Consider the following 16,804-nt stretch of genomic DNA (forward strand, 5'->3'; position numbering starts at 1 on the left):
GCTCGGCCTGTGGCCGTTGACCGAGAGCGCGTCGCCGCGCTCGTGACCGAGCTTCTGTCGGCGATCGGGGAGGATCCCGACCGACCGGGGTTGAAGCTCACGCCGCAGCGTGTCGCCGATGCGTACGCGGAGTTCTTCTCCGGTGTGGGGGAGGACCCCGCCGAGCCGCTCTCGCACACCATCTCCGTCAGCCGGGGCCCCGCACCCGACACGCTGCCCTCGGGCGCGGTGATGCTCCGCGACATCCACTTCCGCTCCGTCTGCGAGCACCACCTGCTGCTCTTCCGCGGGAAGGCCCACATCGCCTATCTGCCGGGCGAGCAGGTGGTGGGTCTGGGTGCGCTGCCGAAGGTGGTCGACGTGCTCGCCTCGCGCCCGCAGGTGCAGGAGCGCCTGGGCGAGCAGATCGCCGACACCATCTGGGATGCGCTGGACACCCGAGGCGTCCTCGTCGTGCTCGAGGCGACCCACGGCTGCGTCACCTTCCGCGGAGAGCGTCAGCGGGATGCCTCGACGGTGACGATCGCCGCGCGCGGCGAATTTACAGACCCGATCGCCCGGACCGAGCTGATGCTCCTCATGGGGGCGCCGCGCGAATGACCGTCGTCATGGGCATCGTCAACGTCACGCCCGACTCCTTCAGCGACGGCGGGCGCTACTTCGCGCAGGATGCCGCGATCGCACGCGGCCGCGTCCTTCGCGCCGCCGGCGCCGACATCCTCGACCTCGGCGGCGAATCGACCCGGCCCGGCGCCGACCGGGTCGATCCGGGTGTCGAGCAGGAGCGCGTGCTCCCCCCCATCCGCGCCTGGGCGGCCGAGGGTGCGACGGTGAGCATCGACACCATGAACGCCTCCACCGCCGTCGCCGCCGTCGAGGCCGGCGCCACCATCGTCAACGACGTCTCGGGCGGCCTCGCCGACCCCGAGATGCTCCCGGCCGTCGCCGGAACGGGCGCCGAGTTCGTCATCGGCCACTGGCGGGGGCCCTCGAGCGACATGTACGCACGCGCCGAGTACGGCGACGTCGTCCGCGAGGTGGTCATCGAGCTCTCGGCGCGCCTGGAAGCCGCGGCGGTCGCCGGCATCGCTCCGTCCCGCGTCATCCTCGATCCGGGGATCGGGTTCGGCAAACGCGGCGATCAGAACTGGTCGGTGCTGCGCGGGCTCCCCCGCATCCTCGGCATCGGACCCCGCGTCCTCATCGGAACGAGCCGCAAGCGCTTCCTCGCCGAGACGCTCGTCGGAGGCGGCGCCGCCGGCGCATCGGGCCCGACGCTCGACGACGCGTCCGAAGAGCGGCGCGACCTGGCGACGGCCGTCACGAGCGCGCTCGCCGCGCAGGAGGGGGTGTGGGGCGTGCGCGTGCACGACGTCCGCGCCACCCGCGACGCGCTGCTCGTCGCCGAGGCGTGGGAAGGAGACCGTCGGTGGACGGCGACACGATCACGCTGACGGGTCTGCGGGTCTTCGGGTACCACGGCGTCTACGACGACGAGCGGCGCGACGGCCAGGACTTCGTCATCGACCTGGATCTGACGCTCGACACCCGCCCCGCGGCGCGCAGTGACGAGGTCTCCGACACGGTGCACTACGGCGAGCTCGCCGAAGAGGTCGCCGCGATCGTCGCGGGCGCCCCCGTGAACCTGCTCGAGACGCTCGCCGACCGGATCGCCCGCGCCGTGCTCGAGCGTCCGCTCGTCTCTGCCGTGCGCGTGAGCGTCCACAAGCCGCAGGCCCCGATCCCGCTGACCTTCGCCGATGTGTCGGTGACGATCACACGCGCGCGGGCCGATACGAAAGGCAACGCAGATGAGTCGTCGACTGGCTGAGGGTCTGAAGACGGATGCGACGCACCGGCGTCGCGACGAGGCGATCGCCGTCGTCGCACTCGGGTCGAACCTGGGCGACCGCGCCGCCATTCTCGACGCGGCGCTGACCGACCTCGCCCGGCTGCCGCTCGTGACCCATGTGAAGACCGCCGGGCCGATCGAGTCGGTGGCCCTGACTCCGGAGGGGCCGGACGCCGACGCCCCCGCGTACCTCAACTCGGTGGCGCTGCTGACCACGCGCCTCGCGCCGACCGTCCTGCTCGGCTACCTGCACGCCATCGAAGCGCGGCACGGCCGGGAGCGGGGGGGCCGCTGGGCCGACCGCACGCTCGACCTCGACCTCATCGCCTACGGCGACGTCACCAGCGACGGCCCGGCGCTGATCCTCCCGCACCCGCGGGCCGCAGAGCGCGACTTCGTCCTCGAGCCGTGGCTGCAGGTCGACCCCGACGCGGTGCTTCCCGGGGTCGGTCGGGTCGCCGACATCCTCGCGCGCCTCCGGGAACCCTCGTGAGGCGCACGCGACCGCTCGTCCTCGTCATCGTCGCCGTGCTCGGCGTCGCCGCCGGATTCGTGATCGACCAGGCACTGACCTCGGCGGGGCGGGCGACCTTCACTCCCGCCGTCTCCCTGCCGATCCTCCTGGTGCTGCTGGCCGCTGTGATCGTCGCCCTTGCGGTGCCGATCCGCCGCGCCACGCGCGGCACCGCCGCCCCGGTCGATCCGTTCCGGGCGCTGCGCATCGCGGTGCTCGCGAAGGCGTCGAGCCTGGTCGGAGCGATCGTGACCGGGATTTCGATGGGCTTGGCGCTGTTCCTGCTCACCCGCCCCGTTCCGCCCTCGCTAGGCTCGTTGGGGGCTGTCATCGCGACGGCCCTGTGCGCGGTGCTGCTGGTGGTCGCGGGCCTGGTCGCAGAGCAGTTCTGCACGATCCGGAAGGACGACGATGACGAACAGCCCGGAGGCTCCGACCCCGGACTCCAACCCGGCGGACACTGAGCGCGTGGCGGATGCTGCCGCAGTGGCGGCGCCGCTCGAAGCGGACGAGGTTCGGCAGGACGACTACGACCCCGCGGTGTTCACCGGCGGCGCCTTCGATCGCGTCGTCGAGCCGCGCTCGGAGAACCGGCTCCCCCTCGGCGACGGCACCTGGTATCAGCTGGCGAAGGGCTACGTGCGGGTGCAGCTCATCACGACCGGCTTCTTCTTCCTCCTGGTGCTCGTCGCCGGTCTCGTCGCGGTGTTCCTGTTCGACCTCCGCTGGCTTATGATCCCGGCCGGGATCCTGCTCGTGATCCTCGCCGCGGTGCTCGTCGTCACCCCTCGGCAGGCGCGGTCGTACGGCTACCAGCTCCGGCGTGACGACCTCGTCTTCCGCCGCGGCATCCTGTGGCAGCGCATCGTCGCCGTTCCCTACGGCCGGATGCAGCTTGTCGACATCACCCACGGCCCCCTCGATCGCGGCTTCGGGATAGCCCAGCTGAAGATCGTCACCGCAGCGGCCGTGTCGGGTGTGACGCTCCCCGGCCTCACGCAGGGGGCGGCCGAGCAGCTGCGCGACACCCTCATCGATGTCGCCGAGACCCGCCGGACGGGACTGTGACGAGCGCCCCCGCGCCGACCCGCTCGCCGCTCAGCGACGGCGACTGGCACCGCCTGCATCCGCTCACTCCGCTCCTGCGGGGCGGGCTGACGCTGGTCATCATCGCCGGCATCCTCATCGCCAACTTCCGCGACCGGCTCATTCAGGGGGTCGTGCCGATCTTCGTCCCCGAGGTTGAACCGGGCGACTTCGAGACCGGTGATCCGCTGGACTTCATCTTCGAGCGCGGGCTCATCCTCGCCGCCCTCGGCGCGGTGATCGTGGTGATCGTGGTGCTCGTCGGCGTCTTCTACCTGTCGTGGCGGTTCCACACGTTCCGGATCACCGGCGACGACGTCGAAGTGCGCAGCGGGGTGCTGTTCCGCACCCAGCGGCGGGCGCCGCTGGACCGGGTGCAGGGGGTCAACCTCACCAGGCCCATGATCGCCCGGCTCATGGGCATGGCCAAGCTCGAGGTCGTCGGCGCCGGCACCGACGGCAACGTCAAGCTCGAGTACCTCTCCACCGCCAACGCCGAGGCGGTGCGGGCCGACATCCTGCGGCTCGCCTCGGGGCGCCGCCTGGCCGAGGCCCGTCAGGCAGCCGCGGCGGCGGGAGGAAGTGGCCGGGTGTCGGCAGCCGCATCGACCGTCGCGGCCGGGCTCACCGAGATGATCGAGGGGGCGGAGGATCCCGCCGAGGAGCCCGATTCGGTGGTGAACATCCCCGTCGGGCGCCTCATCGCCTCGCACCTGCTCGACGGCTCGCTGCTCTTCCTCCTCGTCCTCGTCGCGGCGATCGTGGTGGCATCGATCCTCGGCACGCCGTGGCTGCTGCTGACCGCCATCCCGGCTCTCCTCGGCTTCGGGGCGTACTGGGTGCGGACGATCACGCGGTCGCTGCGATACTCGATCGCCCCCACTTCCAGCGGTGTCCGCATCACCTTCGGCCTGTTCACCACCGTCACCGAGACGCTGCCGCCGGGCCGCATCCACGCCCTGGAGATCAGCCAGCCGATCCTGTGGCGGCCGGCCGGATGGTGGGCGATCTCGGTCAATCGGCTGTCCGGCCGAGGTCTCGAGGCCGCAGGGACGGACCAGTTCGCCACGGTCCTCCCCGTCGGCAACCGCACCGACGTCGAGCGCGTCCTGCAGCTGCTGCTGCCGCACCTTCCGCGCGAGGAATGGCCGCTGGTGTTCCAGCACGGTGTTCTCGGGCCCGAGGACGGCGACCCCTACGTGACCACGCCGCGCCGCGCCGCCTGGCTTCGGCCCACCAGCTGGCGGCGCAACGGCGCCTTCCTCACGCCCGACGTGCTGTTCGTGCGCCGAGGATTCATCTGGCGCAAGCTCGCCCTCTTCCCCCTCGCGCGCATGCAGAGCCTCGCGATCGCGCAGGGGCCGGTCGACCGGTCGCTCAGGGTCGCGAATCTGCAGGTGCACACCGTCATCGGCCGCGTGAGCGGGTCGCTCGGCATCATCGACCGGGATGACGCGTTGTCGCTGTTCGAGCGCACCGAGGCCGCGGCGATCGTGGCGGCCGCGACCGATCGGAGCCACCGGTGGGCGGGGGACGAAGCGTTCGACGAGATCACCGTTCCTGTCGACCCTGCGGGGTCGCCTGCTGCACCTGACGCTGTCGCAGCGACGGACACCGGCCGCGCGGAGGAGGTGTCGCGGTGAGGCGTGACGGACGACTCGGCGTCGGCATCATCGGAGCGGGTCGCGTCGGCCCGGTGATGGGCGCTGCCCTCCGCGGTGCCGGTCACGCGATCGTCGGCATCACCGCCGGCTCCGACCGCGACCGCGTCGACGCGGTGCTGCCCGATGTGCCCGTGCTCGACCCGGTCGAGCTCATCGCGGGGAGCGACCTGGTCGTGATCGCCGTCCCGCGCGCCGAGCTTCCGGGTCTGGTCGCAGGCCTCGCCGCCGTCGATGCCTGGCGACCGGGCCAGCTGGTGCTGCACACCGACGCCTCCTACGGGATCGCGGTGCTCCAACCGGCGACGGCGCAGGGCGCCATCCCGCTGGCGATCCATCCCGCGATCGCCTTCACCGGGTCATCCATCGATCTGCGGCAGCTGACCCACGCCTACGCGGCGGTCTCCGCGCCGGCGCCGGTGCTCCCGATCGCGCAGGCGCTGGCGGTCGAGCTCGGCTGCGAGCCGGTCGAGGTGGCCGAGGACCAGCGGCCGGTCTATGCCGAGGCGATCTCGACCGCGACGGAGTTCTCGCGCTCGATCATCGCCCAGGCCGCGGACCTGCTCTCCCACGCCGGGGTCGAGGATCCCGGGCGCTACCTGTCGAGCCTCGTGCACACCACGATCGACCACGCCCTGACGCGGGCCGACGCCCCGGTGATCGAGCCTCCCGGGGCGTCGCCCGACGCCTGAGCCTCGCCGCGCGCCCGCTCGGTCGTGCCCGGGTTCGGGGCGGATTCCTCCGCCATGTCCGGGTTCGGGGCGGATTCCTCGGCCCTGCCCGGGTTCGGGGCGGATTCCTCCGTTCGGGGCGGCCTTTTCGCGCCCCAAGCGGGGAAGTCCGCCCCAAACGGGGAGAGCGGGTCAGGCGCGGAGCGCCGAAAGCTCGGCGAACTCCTCGTCGGTCAGCTCGATGACGCCGCCCTGCATGTTGTCCTCGAGGTGGGCGACGCTGGACGTGCCGGGGATCGGGAGCATGACGGGCGAGCGCTTCAGCAGCCACGCGAGCGCGACCTGCGCGGGGGTCGCGTCCTTCCGCGCAGCGATGTCGGTGAGCGGCGAGTCGGCGCCGGTGAGACCGCCGGTCGCGAGCGGGAACCACGGGATGAACCCGATGCCCTGCTCCTCGGACCAGTCGAGAAGGTCTTCCGCGTCGCGGGTCTGGAGGTTGTAGAGGTTCTGGACGGTGACGATCTCGGCGATCTTCTGCGCCTCCTTCACCTCGTCGATCGTGACCTCCGACAGGCCGATGTGGCGGATCTTGCCCTCATCCTGAAGGGCCTTCAGCTCGCCGACCTGGTCTTCGAGCGGCACCTTCGGGTCGATGCGGTGCAGCTGGAAGAGGTCGATGCGCTCGAGCCCGAGCCGGCGGAGGCTCATCTCCGCGCCCTGACGCAGGAACTCCGGGCGGCCGAGCGGCGGCCAGACGTTCGGGGCCGTGCGGGTCAGGCCCGACTTGGTCGCGATGACGACGTCGTCGGCGTAGGGGTGCAGAGCCTCCTTCAGAAGCTCTTCAGCGACGTAGGGGCCGTACGACTCGGCGGTGTCGAAGAAGTTCACTCCGAGCTCGACCGCCCGGCGCAGAACGCGGATCGCCTCGTCGTGGTCCTTCGGCGGGCCCCAGACGCCGGGCCCCGTGAGCTGCATGGTCCCGTAGCCGAGACGGTTGACCTCGAGGTCGCCGCCGATGCGGAACGTGCCGGATGACTGTGCAGGCTGGGTGATGTCGGTCATGGAGGAGTGAAGCGCTCCGCGGCGCCCGAGCATTCCCGGGCACCGCGGAGATCCTCAGTCCTCGTCCCAGGGGAGCTTCACCAGCGGCAGCACGTACACCCGTCCGGCGATCGCGGTCGGATGCTTGGCCATGAGCCCGGCGACGTCGTCGATCGACTCCGCCGTGATCACGTCGTATCCGGCGAACCACTCGGTGAACTCCGGGAAGGGCCCGTCGGTGATGAGGGCACGCCCATCGCGGACGACCACCGACTTCGCCTGATGCGCCGGCGCCGTCGGGGCGCCGCTCTGCAGCATCCCCTTCCTTTCGCCTTCAGCAAGCCAGCCCTCGAGCATGCGCTGGTCTTCGTCCCGCGTGATGTCGGTGCCGGTCGGGTCGGTCATGTGGATGACCAGGTACCTGTTGCTCATCTGCTCCTCTTTCGTGTGGTGATGCCGGGCCCGGACGGCCCCTCTCGAACAAGCGACGATCGTGAGGCGTCCGATACGACACCCGGTGGATGATTCATCCGGGCGTCGTCGCATCGACGCCGTCGCGGCGCGCGGTCAAGAGCTCCGCCATCGCGGGGGTCGGCGCGAGGGAGATCGCGCGTTCGTACGCGTCGCGGGCCTCGATGGGTGCGCCGCTCGACGCGAGCAGGTGGGCGCGGACGGCGTGGAAGGCGTAGTGTCCGGCGAGGCCGTCGTCGTGCCGTTCGAGAACGGCGAGGCCCGCCTCGGGCGAGTCGGCTTCGGCGACAGCGATGGCGTGATTGACGCCCACCATCGGGCTCGGATCGACCTGGGCGAGCATCTCGTAGAGCGCGACGATCCGCGACCAATCGGTGCTCCCCGCGTCGGGGGCGTGCGCATGGACGAGATGGATGGCCGCAAGCAGCTCGAAACGGCCGAGACGGATGCCGGTGGCGCGGGCCTGTCGCATCCGCTCGCCCAGGAGCGTCTCGGCCTCCGCGATCAGGTCGCGGTCCCATGCACCGCGGTCCTGTTCGGCGAGGGTCAGAAGCACGCCGCCGTCGCTGATCCTGGCGGGGGCCCGTGCGATCGAGGCGAGGAGGAGGGCGAGGAGCCCGGTGACGTCACCGTCGTCCGGGAGCAGCGCGTGCACTTCGCGTGCGAGCCGGAGCGCCTCGGTGAGGAGGTCGAGGCGCAGCCGGTCGGGGGCGTCGCCGGTGGCGGCGTACCCCTGCGTGTACATCAGCGAGAGCACGGCGACCACGGCGGCGGCGCGTCCGGGGAGGTCGCCCTCCTCCGGAACACGGAACGGCACGCGCGCTGCGCCGATCTTCGCCTTCCCCCGCGTGATGCGCTGCGCGACGGTCGTCGGCGGCACCAGGAACAGGCGCGCGATCTGATCGACGCTGAGCCCCGCGACGACACGGAGGGTCAGGGCCACCCGTGTCTCGAGACCGAGGAGAGGATGGCAGCACACGAAAAGCAGCCGCAGGCGATCGTCGGCGACGGCGCCGACGGGATCGGCGGGGGAGTCGTCGGCGAGGATCAGGGCCTCCCGGTGCTTGGCGTCTCGCCGAGCCTCGCGCCGCAGGCGGTCGATGGCCTTGCGATGCGCCGTCGTCGTGATCCAGGCGCCCGGGTTCGGGGGTACACCGTCGACGGCCCAGCGTTCGACGGCGACGGCGAACGCGTCGGCGGCGACCTCCTCGGCGAGATCGAGGTCGCCGAACCGGCGGGCGAGACCCGCGACGATCCGCCCCCATTCTGCGCGGTGGACCTCGGCGAGCGCGCCGCCGACATCGACCGACTCGGCTGCGTCCCCCTCATCGGGATGCTGCGGCCGCAGGTGCTCGCTCATGTGTCCTCCTCGGCGCGCCACCTCACCCCGCCGCCGCGCGACGGGCGTACGCCCGCGCTTTCATCCTGTTCCCGCACGTGGCCATCGAGCACCACTTCGCGGTGCCCGGTCGGCTGTGATCGACGAGGAACAGGTTGCACTCCGCGTTCGCGCAGGGGCGGAGGCGACCGGGAAGATCCGTGATCACCCGCGACCACGCAAGGATCGTCTCGACGGCGAGCCGATCGTCGTCGGGAACACGCAGATCCCAGGTCACGCCGTCGCGGGTCACGCGCGGCGTCTGAGTGGCGGAGGCGAGTGCACTCGCCAGGTCGTCGGTGGCCGGCTCTTCGCCGCGGATGACGGCCTGCAGAGCCGCCCGCACCTGCTGAAGGCGTGCGAGCTCCTTCGGAGAGCCCGATCCGCCCCAGCTCTGCACCAGCGCGGCTCCTTCTCGGCTCTCGTCGAGCGCGTCGGCGGCCACCCCGTCGGTGACGGGAGCGCTGTTCAGGACGGCGAGCAGGAGTTCTTCGTCGCGGAGCACCATCCCTCACCTTCTCGCGTCGCAGACGCGTCTCGACCATGTTAGCGTGGGGCTAACCAGTAAAACAAGAGTGAAAGGTTAGTCATGGTCGCCGTCCACCACCGCACCGTGTCCGTCGATGGGTTCGATGTCTTCTACCGCGAGGCCGGATCCGCTGATGCACCCACCCTCGTCCTCCTGCACGGGTACCCGACGAGCTCCCACATGTTCCGCCATCTCATTCCCGCCCTGGCGGAGCGCTACCGCGTCGTCGCCCCGGACCACATCGGGTTCGGCCGCTCGTCGGCGCCGTCGGTGAACGAGTTCGACTACACCTTCGCCGCCCTCGCGGAGGTGACCGGTCGCTTCCTGTCGGCGATCGGCGTGACGCAGTACGCGATCTACGTCCAGGACTACGGCGCCCCGATCGGGTGGCGTCTGGCTCTGGCAGACCCCGCCGCGGTCACCGGCGTCATCTCCCAGAACGGCAACGCCTACGAAGACGGCTTCGTCCCGAGCTTCTGGGATCCCATCTGGGCTGACGCCGCCGAGAAGACCGTTCAGACGCGGGATGCGCTCCGACCCGCGCTCGGTCGAGAGGCCGTGGAATGGCAGTACACCCACGGCGTCCCCGATCCCACCACCGTCGACCCCGATGCCTGGGAGCACGACCTCGCCCTCCTCGCCCGGGAGGGGCAGGACGACGTGCAGCTCGCCCTCTTCCGCGACTACGTCTCGAATCGAGAGCTCTATCCCGCGGTACACGACTGGATCCGTCGGTCTCGCGTGCCCGTCCTCGCGGTCTGGGGGCAAAACGACGAGATCTTCCACGCCGACGGGGCCCGCGCGTTCGCGCGTGACGCCGACGCGGTTCGTGTCGAGCTCATCGACGGGGGCCACTTCCTGCTCGAATCGCACCTCGACGAGGTCGTCGACGTCATCACCTCCTGGCTGGCCGGGGAGGGATCGGCCGCTGTGGAACCGCGCCCGGCGCTCGTCGGACACTGAGTCCCCGGCCGTCAGGCCGCCGGCGCGCCCGCGGCAGGTCCGCGGCGCGCGCGAGGCATGCCAGGGCTGACGGCCGGGAACGACCGGACTCGCCCCGCCGATACGATCGACGGGTGATCCGCACCCCTGAGGCGCTGCGCCGCCGCCTGGCCGAGGCCCGCCGCGACGCCCCGGACGCGACGGTCGCGCTGGTGTCCACGATCGGCTCCCTCCACGACGGTCACATCGACCTCATCGACACAGCCCGGGAGCGGGCGGAGATCGTGGTGGTGTCGACCTACGTCAACCCGCTGCGCTTCGGCTCGACGGCCGACTTCGAGGCGTACCCACGCACCCCCGACGCCGACCGTCTGCTGCTGGAGTCGCTCGGCGTCGATGTGGTGTTCGCCCCCGAGACCGCCGACCTGCTGCCGAACGGCACGGCGACGACGAAGATCAGCGCCGGCGACCTCGGGCTGCGGTACGAGGGCCGGTTTCGCCCGTACTACTTCGACGGCCTCCTCACCGTCGAGGCGAAGCTCTTCCACCTGGTCGAGCCCGACGTCGCCGTCTACGGACTCCGCGACCGGCAGCGGATCTTCCTGGTCGAGCGGATGATCCGCGACCTCTTCTTCGACGTCGCCGTCGCCACGGTCGAGACCGTGCGCGGCGATGACGGGCTGCCCGTCTCGACCCGCGCGTCCCTGCTCGAAGACCGCGATCGCCAGGCGGCCGGCAAACTGACCGTCGCCCTCGACGCTGCGGCCTCCAATGCCGACCGCGGGGTCGACGCCTGCATCGCCGCGGCCCAGTCCGCGCTCATGGGCGAACCGCGGATCAACCTCGAGTACCTCACGGTGGTCGACCCGGCCACCTTCCTCCCCGTCGACGAGGGCCACCGCGGGCGGGCGCTCGCGCTGATCGCCGCGACCGTCGCGGGGCACCGCTTCATCGACAACACCGAGATCTCGCTGCAGTGACCGCCGCGATCAGGCCCGCGCAACCGCCGGCGTGATCGCGTGCGGGGTGCCGCCTCCCGCCGACGGGGTCCCGGTGCCCCGTCGATACACTTGACGGCGACCCCCGAGGAGCCTGTCCATGATCGATTCGCCCGCGCCCGGCGCCGCTCACGACGCCGACGCTTCCGAGCCCAGCGAGGAAGAAGTCTTCGAGCAGAAGGCGGTACGCCTGGCCAAGCGCGAGCGTCTCATCGCGGAGCGGACGGATGCCGCCGGCGGCGCCTACCCGGTGGCGGTGCCGGTGACCGACACGATCCCCGCGCTCCGCGCGCGGTTCGGCGACCTCGAGGCGGGCGCCGAGACCGGGGTGACGGCGGGCGTCGCGGGGCGGGTCGTCTTCAGCCGCAATACGGGGAAGCTGTGCTTCGCCACCCTGCAGTCGGGCGACGGCAGTCGCATCCAGGCCATGATCTCCCTCGCCGCCGTGGGCGAGGAGTCCCTGCAGCGGTGGAAGGAACTGGTCGACCTCGGCGACCACGTCTTCGTCTCGGGCGAGGTCATCTCCAGCCGCCGCGGCGAGCTGTCGATCATGGCCACCTCGTGGGCGATCGCCGCGAAGGCCGTGCTGCCCCTCCCCAACGTCTACGGCGAGCTGAGCGAAGAGGGTCGGGTGCGCAGCCGCTTCCTCGACCTCATCGTGCGCGATCAAGCCCGCGCGACCGTGCGCGCCCGCGCCGCGGTGAACGCGAGCCTCCGGCAGACATTCACCGCTCACGACTTCATCGAGGTCGAGACGCCGATGCTGCAGGTGCAGCACGGTGGCGCATCGGCGCGCCCGTTCGTCACTCATTCCAACGCCTTCGACACCGAGCTGTACCTCCGCATCGCGCCAGAGCTGTTCCTCAAGCGCGCGGTGGTGGGTGGGCTCGACAGGGTCTTCGAGATCAACCGCAACTTCCGCAACGAAGGCGCAGACTCCACCCACAGCCCGGAGTTCGCGATGCTCGAGGCCTACCAGGCCTACACCGACTACCACGGCATCGCCGATCTCACCCAGGAGCTCATCCAGAACGCCGCCGTCGCGGTCGCCGGCTCGACCACCGTCACCTGGGCCGACGGCACCGTGTACGACCTGGGCGGGCAGTGGGAGCGGCTGTCGATGTACGACTCCCTTTCGGATGCCGCGGGCCGGGCGATCACCCCCGAGACCTCGCTCGACGATCTGCTGGCCTTCGCCGCCGATGTCGGCGTGGAGGCACCGCCGCACGCCACCCACGGCAAGCTCGTCGAAGAGCTCTGGGAGCACTTCGTCAAGCCGGGCCTCACGCGCCCCACCTTCGTGATGGACTTCCCCGTCGACACCAGCCCGCTCGTCCGTGAGCACCGCTCGATCCCGGGCTTGGTGGAGAAGTGGGACCTGTATGTCCGCGGCTTCGAGCTGGCGACGGGGTACTCCGAGCTCGTCGACCCGGTCATCCAACGGGAACGATTCGTCGAGCAGGCCAAGCTCGCCGCGCGCGGCGACGTCGAGGCCATGCGGATCGACGAGGAGTTCCTTCGCGCCCTCGAGCACGGCATGCCCCCCACGGGCGGCATGGGCATGGGGATCGACCGGCTCCTCATGGCGATCACCGGGCTCGGCATCCGCGAGACGATCCTCTTCCCGCTGGTGAAGTAGCCGGTCACCCCGCGGCGTCCATCGCATCCTCCGGGCGCCACACGTCGGTGCGGGCGAACGCCCACTCGGGCAGGTGGCCGCTGCGCACCATCGCCTGGACGATCCCGGTGAGGCCATGGGTCGGGTCGATCTCGGCGGCTTCCCGGACGAACCACTCGGCGTGGGTCGATCGGCCGAGCGCCCACGACAGCCACGCGCAGACCGCGAGCGGCCCGGGGCGAGCGGCGCGCGGCGCCGCGGCGGCGACGCGACGGGTGACCTCGAGGGCGCCGCGCAGGCGCTCGGCCGAGGGCTGGGGACCCTCACCCCACATGCGCTGGGCGACCTCCGCGGGGTAGGGCTCTCCTGCTTCCCAACGCAGCTGCGCAGCCATCGCCTCGTCGCCGCGGTCGATGTCGTCGCACCACTGCACCAGTGCGACATCCCGGGTCGCCGGCCGCTCGAGGCACCACAGCAGCAGGGCCGCATCGAACGGGTCGAGCATCTCGGGGTTCCACTGCAGCGCCTCCTCGAACAGGGCGGGGAGATCGTCGAGCAGGCACGCTGCTTCGAGCCCGCGCGGGTCGATGCGCTTGGGTCCGGCCGCGGTCGACCCGAAACCCTCGATCGCGACGCGGATCGCCTGCAGCGCGTGACCCACCCTCTCCTTCTCGGCGAGGTCGACCGCGGGGAGAGCGGCGCCCGTCCACTGGTCGCCCCCCGCGAACGGGATGTCGGCGAGCGCGGCGGGCGACGCGTCGGCGCCCAAGATCTCCGGCAACGGCCGGCCGCCGGGCGGGGTGTCGGCGTCGAGGTACGACGCCCAGCCGTCGGAGGCACGGCAGAGCAGGTCGACCACGCGCAGGCCGCTCGCGTCGGCCCGCTCGCGGATGCCCTCGGCCAGCGCGGCCGCGGGAGCGAGGCCGCCGTCGAACCGCTCGTCGGTGAACACCACCACCGCGAGCGCATCGGCCGCCTCGATCCGGCATACGAGTCCGACGTAGGTCGCCGCCGCAGCGTCGGTATCGGCGGCCGCGGGGAGGTCGATGCGCATCGCGCCGAGGGTGCGCGTGCCCTGAAACGGGATGAGCACCGCGCTGTTGGTCGGTACGTAGCCCAGCATGCGAGGGACGAAGGACAGGAACTCTGCCGCGCTGGCGGCCTTCACGATCGTGGTCATGCCCCGACCTTCGTCGTCGGCGTCCGGCCGTGGGGGCTCGTCGGCGCACTCTGTGGTCAACTCGCCCGCTCCGCCGGCTGTGCAGGAGAGGTTGCGCCGCCGCATCCGCTCTCTCCCGGGCCGCCCCCAGGGCGTGCCCGCGTATCCTGGAGTCCATGGACGGCTTCTGGATCGCAGCGGCGTGGACGCTCCTTCCCACGGTGGTGGTCAGCGCCCTGTTCTTTTGGATCCTCCGCAGCATCCTGCATGCCGACCGGAACGAGCGGCGCGCCTACACGCGCATCGAGGCGCAGGAGCGCGCCAAGCGCGGACTTCCCCCCGCGTCGGCGGCACCCGACGCGCCCCCGGCCCCCGCCGGGCGCTGAACCCCCGGCCCGCTACGCTGGCAGGGGGCGGGCGGGTGGAACGGGGGGAGTCGTGATCGAGATCACACTGGATGCGTCCTGGTGGCTCCTCCTGGTGTTCGTCTTCGACATCGTCGTGCGCATCCTCGCGGTCATCTACGTTCCGCGCAATCGGCGCCCCACCGCCGCGATGGCGTGGCTCCTCGCGATCTACTTCATCCCCCTCATCGGGGTCTTCCTCTTCCTCCTCATCGGCAATCCGCGGCTGCCGCGCAAGCGCCGGCGTCAGCAGGAGGCCATCAACCAGTACATCCGCGACACCAGCGCCGGCCTCGACTTCGGCACTCTGCGCCCGCACGCCCCGCAGTGGTTCCAGTCGCTGGTGACGATGAATCGGGCCTTGGGCGCGATGCCGCTCGCCGGCGACAACGACGCCCACCTCATCTCCGACTACCAGGAGAGCCTCGACGAGATGGCCGAGGCCATCCGCGCGGCTGAGCGGTACGTGCACGTGGAGTTCTACATCCTGCAGACCGACGCCTCGACGGAGAAGTTCTTCGCCGCCCTCGAGGAGGTCGCCGCCCGCGGCGTGGTCGTGCGGGTGCTGCTGGATCACTGGGCGAACCGGGGGAAGCCGTTCTACAAGCAGACGCTCCGGCGCCTGGACGCCATGGGCGCCCACTGGCGCCTCATGCTTCCGGTACAGCCGCTCAAGGGGAAGTACCAGCGCCCCGACCTCCGCAACCACCGGAAGCTCCTCGTCATCGACGGCAAGGTCGGGTACATGGGGTCGCAGAACGTCACCGACTCCACCTACAACCTGCGGAAGAACATCAAGCGAGGGCTGCACTGGGTCGACCTCATGGTGCGGCTGCACGGCCCCGTCGTGGCATCCATCAATGCCGTCTTCCTCAGCGACTGGTACAGCGAGACCGACGAGATCCTCACCGACGAGATCGACCTGTTCAAGGTCGAGTCCAGCCACGGCGACCTCGACTGTCAGATCGTCCCCTCGGGTCCCGGGTTCGACTCCGAGAACAACCTGCGCCTGTTCGCCGCGCTGCTCTACTACGCCCAGCGCCGCATCATCATCGTCAGCCCTTACTTCGTGCCCGACGAGGCGCTGCTGCTGGCGATCACGACCGCCTGCCAGCGCGGACTCGAGGTCGAGCTGTTCGTCTCGGAGGAGGGCGATCAGGCGATGGTCTACCACGCGCAGCGCAGCTATTACGAGGCGCTGCTGCGCGCCGGTGTGAAGATCTGGATGTACCGCAAGCCCTACATCCTGCACTCCAAGTGCATGACCATCGACGATGAGATCGCCGTGATCGGGTCGAGCAACATGGACATGCGCTCGTTCGGTCTGAACATGGAGATCTCGATGCTCGTGCGCGGCGAGGAGTTCGTGCGCGAGATGCGCGACGTCGAGGACAAGTACCGCTCGCTCTCCCGCGAACTCACCCTCGAGGAGTGGCTGAAGCAGCCGCTGCGCTCCACCGTGCTCGACAACATCGCGCGGCTGACGTCGGCTCTGCAGTAGGCGTTTCAGAAGACGGATGACGCGGGCCGCCGTTCGCGGCATGATGTGGGCATGACGCGACCTCGCCTTCTTCTCGCTCTCGCCGTTCTCGGAGCGGGGGCGATGATGCTCGCCGGGTGCGCAACCCCCTCGGGGGCCGGGAGCGGGTCTGCGGCGCCGACGGAGTCGGGCTCGGCGTCGGCGTCGCCCGGGGCGTCGTCGGGCGGCGCTGCGGGGACGGACGACGTCGAAGCGGCGTGGCTCGACGGCGGGCGCGGCGTGGGACTCGTCACGTACGGGTCATCGTCGTGTCTGCCGGTGGTCGGCGAGCCGACGTACGCCGACGGCGTGCTCACCGTCGACATCAGCGACCCGGAAGGGGAGGCGTGCACGCGCGACCTCGTGCCGCGCGGATCGTACGTGGGGCTGCCCGAAGGCGTCGACCCGACCCGCGAGCTCGAGATCGTCGTCACCGGCACCTACGCCGACGACACAGACCTCGACGGCCTCGAGGGGGAAATCGCGGTGCCCGAGGAGTTCGCGCCCAGCGCGGGGTGGGCCGATGACGACATGTTGCTGGTCCTCAGCTGGGGGTCTTCGACCTGCCCGCCGGTGCTGGAGTCCGCCGAAGCGGCCGGCGCCGAGGTGCAGGTGCGCTTCGCCGAGCCCGTCGCCGACCAGGTGTGCACCGCCGACATGGCGCCGCGGGTCACCGTCGTCATGGTCACCGGCGACGTCGACGACGACGCGGCTGTGACGGCCGTGCTGTCGGGCGGCGAGTTCGCCGACGTCCGGGTCCCGGTTCTCGGCCGCGCCTGAGTCGCGCGCCGCGCGTCGCGCGTCTGCTCACCCGGCCCGGCGCCAATCTGTTCCCCCGTCACGTTTCGCCCTTCTCGGGGGCGTTTCGGGGCCGAAGTTGTCGGGGGAGTGTGGCGTTCGTGCACCCCGGTGCTCCGCGTGTTCGCGCTGTTCTGTTCCCCCGTCACGTTTCGCCCTTCTC

General features: G+C 71.0%; 19 protein-coding genes. 14 read left to right on the top strand and 5 right to left on the bottom strand.

Going from position 1 to position 16,804, the window contains the following annotated elements; all coding sequences use genetic code 11:
• The first annotated feature begins 9 nt into the window (after positions 1 to 9).
• Genes folE through HDC37_RS15935 form a run of 8 tightly spaced genes read left to right on the top strand, consistent with a single transcriptional unit; the run spans position 10 to position 5,805 of the window.
• Positions 10 to 600, top strand: a complete 591-nt coding sequence (folE, locus tag HDC37_RS15900; RefSeq protein WP_179561382.1) for a GTP cyclohydrolase I — start codon at positions 10 to 12, stop codon at positions 598 to 600.
• On the top strand, positions 597 to 1,454 hold the full coding sequence (gene folP, locus HDC37_RS15905; protein ID WP_179561383.1) for a dihydropteroate synthase: 858 nt from the start codon (positions 597 to 599) through the stop codon (positions 1,452 to 1,454). Before folE ends, folP begins: the two co-directional genes overlap by 4 nt.
• Complete coding sequence (gene folB, locus HDC37_RS15910; RefSeq protein WP_179561384.1) at positions 1,430 to 1,831, top strand: dihydroneopterin aldolase; 402 nt, start codon at positions 1,430 to 1,432, stop codon at positions 1,829 to 1,831. Before folP ends, folB begins: the two co-directional genes overlap by 25 nt.
• A complete protein-coding gene (folK, locus tag HDC37_RS15915) occupies positions 1,812 to 2,345 on the top strand; it encodes a 2-amino-4-hydroxy-6-hydroxymethyldihydropteridine diphosphokinase (protein ID WP_179561385.1) in 534 nt (177 codons plus the stop codon). The genes folB and folK overlap by 20 nt, the downstream gene beginning before the upstream one ends.
• On the top strand, positions 2,342 to 2,830 hold the full coding sequence (locus HDC37_RS15920) for a DUF3180 domain-containing protein (protein WP_179561386.1): 489 nt from the start codon (positions 2,342 to 2,344) through the stop codon (positions 2,828 to 2,830). The genes folK and HDC37_RS15920 overlap by 4 nt, the downstream gene beginning before the upstream one ends.
• Complete coding sequence (locus HDC37_RS15925) at positions 2,778 to 3,434, top strand: PH domain-containing protein (RefSeq protein ID WP_179561387.1); 657 nt, start codon at positions 2,778 to 2,780, stop codon at positions 3,432 to 3,434. The genes HDC37_RS15920 and HDC37_RS15925 overlap by 53 nt, the downstream gene beginning before the upstream one ends.
• The gene (locus HDC37_RS15930; protein WP_179561388.1) at positions 3,431 to 5,095 is read left to right on the top strand and encodes a PH domain-containing protein; all 1,665 of its coding nucleotides are present in this window, start codon (positions 3,431 to 3,433) and stop codon (positions 5,093 to 5,095) included. The genes HDC37_RS15925 and HDC37_RS15930 overlap by 4 nt, the downstream gene beginning before the upstream one ends.
• Positions 5,092 to 5,805 carry a Rossmann-like and DUF2520 domain-containing protein gene (locus HDC37_RS15935; RefSeq protein WP_179561389.1) on the top strand — a complete coding sequence of 238 codons (714 nt, stop codon included), beginning with the start codon at positions 5,092 to 5,094 and terminating at the stop codon, positions 5,803 to 5,805. Before HDC37_RS15930 ends, HDC37_RS15935 begins: the two co-directional genes overlap by 4 nt.
• Before the next feature lie 171 nt (positions 5,806 to 5,976).
• Here the strand turns inward: HDC37_RS15935 and HDC37_RS15940 are convergent, their stop codons facing one another.
• The 4 genes from HDC37_RS15940 to HDC37_RS15955 form a co-directional block, all read right to left on the bottom strand.
• The gene (locus tag HDC37_RS15940) at positions 5,977 to 6,846 is read right to left on the bottom strand and encodes an aldo/keto reductase (RefSeq protein ID WP_179561390.1); all 870 of its coding nucleotides are present in this window, start codon (positions 6,844 to 6,846) and stop codon (positions 5,977 to 5,979) included.
• A gap of 54 nt (positions 6,847 to 6,900) precedes the next feature.
• Positions 6,901 to 7,257, bottom strand: a complete 357-nt coding sequence (locus tag HDC37_RS15945) for a YciI family protein (protein ID WP_179561391.1) — start codon at positions 7,255 to 7,257, stop codon at positions 6,901 to 6,903.
• A gap of 94 nt (positions 7,258 to 7,351) precedes the next feature.
• The gene (locus HDC37_RS15950) at positions 7,352 to 8,656 is read right to left on the bottom strand and encodes an RNA polymerase sigma factor (protein WP_179561392.1); all 1,305 of its coding nucleotides are present in this window, start codon (positions 8,654 to 8,656) and stop codon (positions 7,352 to 7,354) included.
• A gap of 22 nt (positions 8,657 to 8,678) precedes the next feature.
• A complete protein-coding gene (locus tag HDC37_RS15955; protein ID WP_218869913.1) occupies positions 8,679 to 9,182 on the bottom strand; it encodes a CGNR zinc finger domain-containing protein in 504 nt (167 codons plus the stop codon).
• Positions 9,183 to 9,263: 81 nt separating this feature from the next.
• On the opposite strand from HDC37_RS15955, the gene HDC37_RS15960 reads away from it, so the two are divergent.
• From HDC37_RS15960 to lysS, 3 genes are all read left to right on the top strand, one after another.
• Positions 9,264 to 10,166 (top strand): alpha/beta fold hydrolase, encoded by a 903-nt coding sequence (locus HDC37_RS15960; protein WP_179561393.1) that lies wholly within the window; start codon positions 9,264 to 9,266, stop codon positions 10,164 to 10,166.
• Between the two features lie 113 nt (positions 10,167 to 10,279).
• Positions 10,280 to 11,125, top strand: a complete 846-nt coding sequence (gene panC, locus HDC37_RS15965) for a pantoate--beta-alanine ligase (protein ID WP_179561394.1) — start codon at positions 10,280 to 10,282, stop codon at positions 11,123 to 11,125.
• Between the two features lie 118 nt (positions 11,126 to 11,243).
• Positions 11,244 to 12,782: a lysine--tRNA ligase gene (gene lysS / locus HDC37_RS15970; RefSeq protein ID WP_179561395.1), complete on the top strand. Its 1,539-nt coding sequence runs from the start codon at positions 11,244 to 11,246 to the stop codon at positions 12,780 to 12,782.
• Positions 12,783 to 12,786: 4 nt separating this feature from the next.
• Here lysS and HDC37_RS15975 read toward each other — a convergent pair whose 3' ends face one another.
• The gene (locus tag HDC37_RS15975; protein WP_179561396.1) at positions 12,787 to 13,941 is read right to left on the bottom strand and encodes a DUF4192 family protein; all 1,155 of its coding nucleotides are present in this window, start codon (positions 13,939 to 13,941) and stop codon (positions 12,787 to 12,789) included.
• Between the two features lie 155 nt (positions 13,942 to 14,096).
• Here HDC37_RS15975 and HDC37_RS15980 point away from each other — a divergent pair, with 155 nt between their 5' ends.
• From HDC37_RS15980 to HDC37_RS15990, 3 genes are read left to right on the top strand one after another with little or no spacing between them, the layout of a single operon-like run.
• On the top strand, positions 14,097 to 14,306 hold the full coding sequence (locus tag HDC37_RS15980) for a hypothetical protein (protein ID WP_179561397.1): 210 nt from the start codon (positions 14,097 to 14,099) through the stop codon (positions 14,304 to 14,306).
• A gap of 52 nt (positions 14,307 to 14,358) precedes the next feature.
• Complete coding sequence (gene cls / locus HDC37_RS15985) at positions 14,359 to 15,825, top strand: cardiolipin synthase (protein ID WP_179561398.1); 1,467 nt, start codon at positions 14,359 to 14,361, stop codon at positions 15,823 to 15,825.
• 51 nt (positions 15,826 to 15,876) lie between these two features.
• The gene (locus tag HDC37_RS15990) at positions 15,877 to 16,623 is read left to right on the top strand and encodes a hypothetical protein (protein ID WP_179561399.1); all 747 of its coding nucleotides are present in this window, start codon (positions 15,877 to 15,879) and stop codon (positions 16,621 to 16,623) included.
• Positions 16,624 to 16,804 lie beyond the last annotated feature (181 nt).

The sequence above is a fragment of the Microbacterium sp. AK009 genome (assembly GCF_013410955.1).
In the GTDB taxonomy this organism is placed as follows: Bacteria; Actinomycetota; Actinomycetes; order Actinomycetales; family Microbacteriaceae; genus Microbacterium.

Coding starts and splice junctions, on each gene's coding strand:
- folP (WP_179561383.1), top strand. CDS start 597: ATGACCGTCGTCATGGGCATCGTCAACGTCACGCCCGACTCCTTCAGC.
- folK (WP_179561385.1), top strand. CDS start 1,812: ATGAGTCGTCGACTGGCTGAGGGTCTGAAGACGGATGCGACGCACCGG.
- HDC37_RS15925 (WP_179561387.1), top strand. CDS start 2,778: ATGACGAACAGCCCGGAGGCTCCGACCCCGGACTCCAACCCGGCGGAC.
- HDC37_RS15940 (WP_179561390.1), bottom strand. CDS start 6,846: ATGACCGACATCACCCAGCCTGCACAGTCATCCGGCACGTTCCGCATC.
- HDC37_RS15945 (WP_179561391.1), bottom strand. CDS start 7,257: ATGAGCAACAGGTACCTGGTCATCCACATGACCGACCCGACCGGCACC.
- HDC37_RS15950 (WP_179561392.1), bottom strand. CDS start 8,656: ATGAGCGAGCACCTGCGGCCGCAGCATCCCGATGAGGGGGACGCAGCC.
- HDC37_RS15955 (WP_218869913.1), bottom strand. CDS start 9,182: ATGGTGCTCCGCGACGAAGAACTCCTGCTCGCCGTCCTGAACAGCGCT.
- HDC37_RS15960 (WP_179561393.1), top strand. CDS start 9,264: ATGGTCGCCGTCCACCACCGCACCGTGTCCGTCGATGGGTTCGATGTC.
- lysS (WP_179561395.1), top strand. CDS start 11,244: ATGATCGATTCGCCCGCGCCCGGCGCCGCTCACGACGCCGACGCTTCC.
- HDC37_RS15975 (WP_179561396.1), bottom strand. CDS start 13,941: ATGACCACGATCGTGAAGGCCGCCAGCGCGGCAGAGTTCCTGTCCTTC.
- HDC37_RS15980 (WP_179561397.1), top strand. CDS start 14,097: ATGGACGGCTTCTGGATCGCAGCGGCGTGGACGCTCCTTCCCACGGTG.
- HDC37_RS15990 (WP_179561399.1), top strand. CDS start 15,877: ATGACGCGACCTCGCCTTCTTCTCGCTCTCGCCGTTCTCGGAGCGGGG.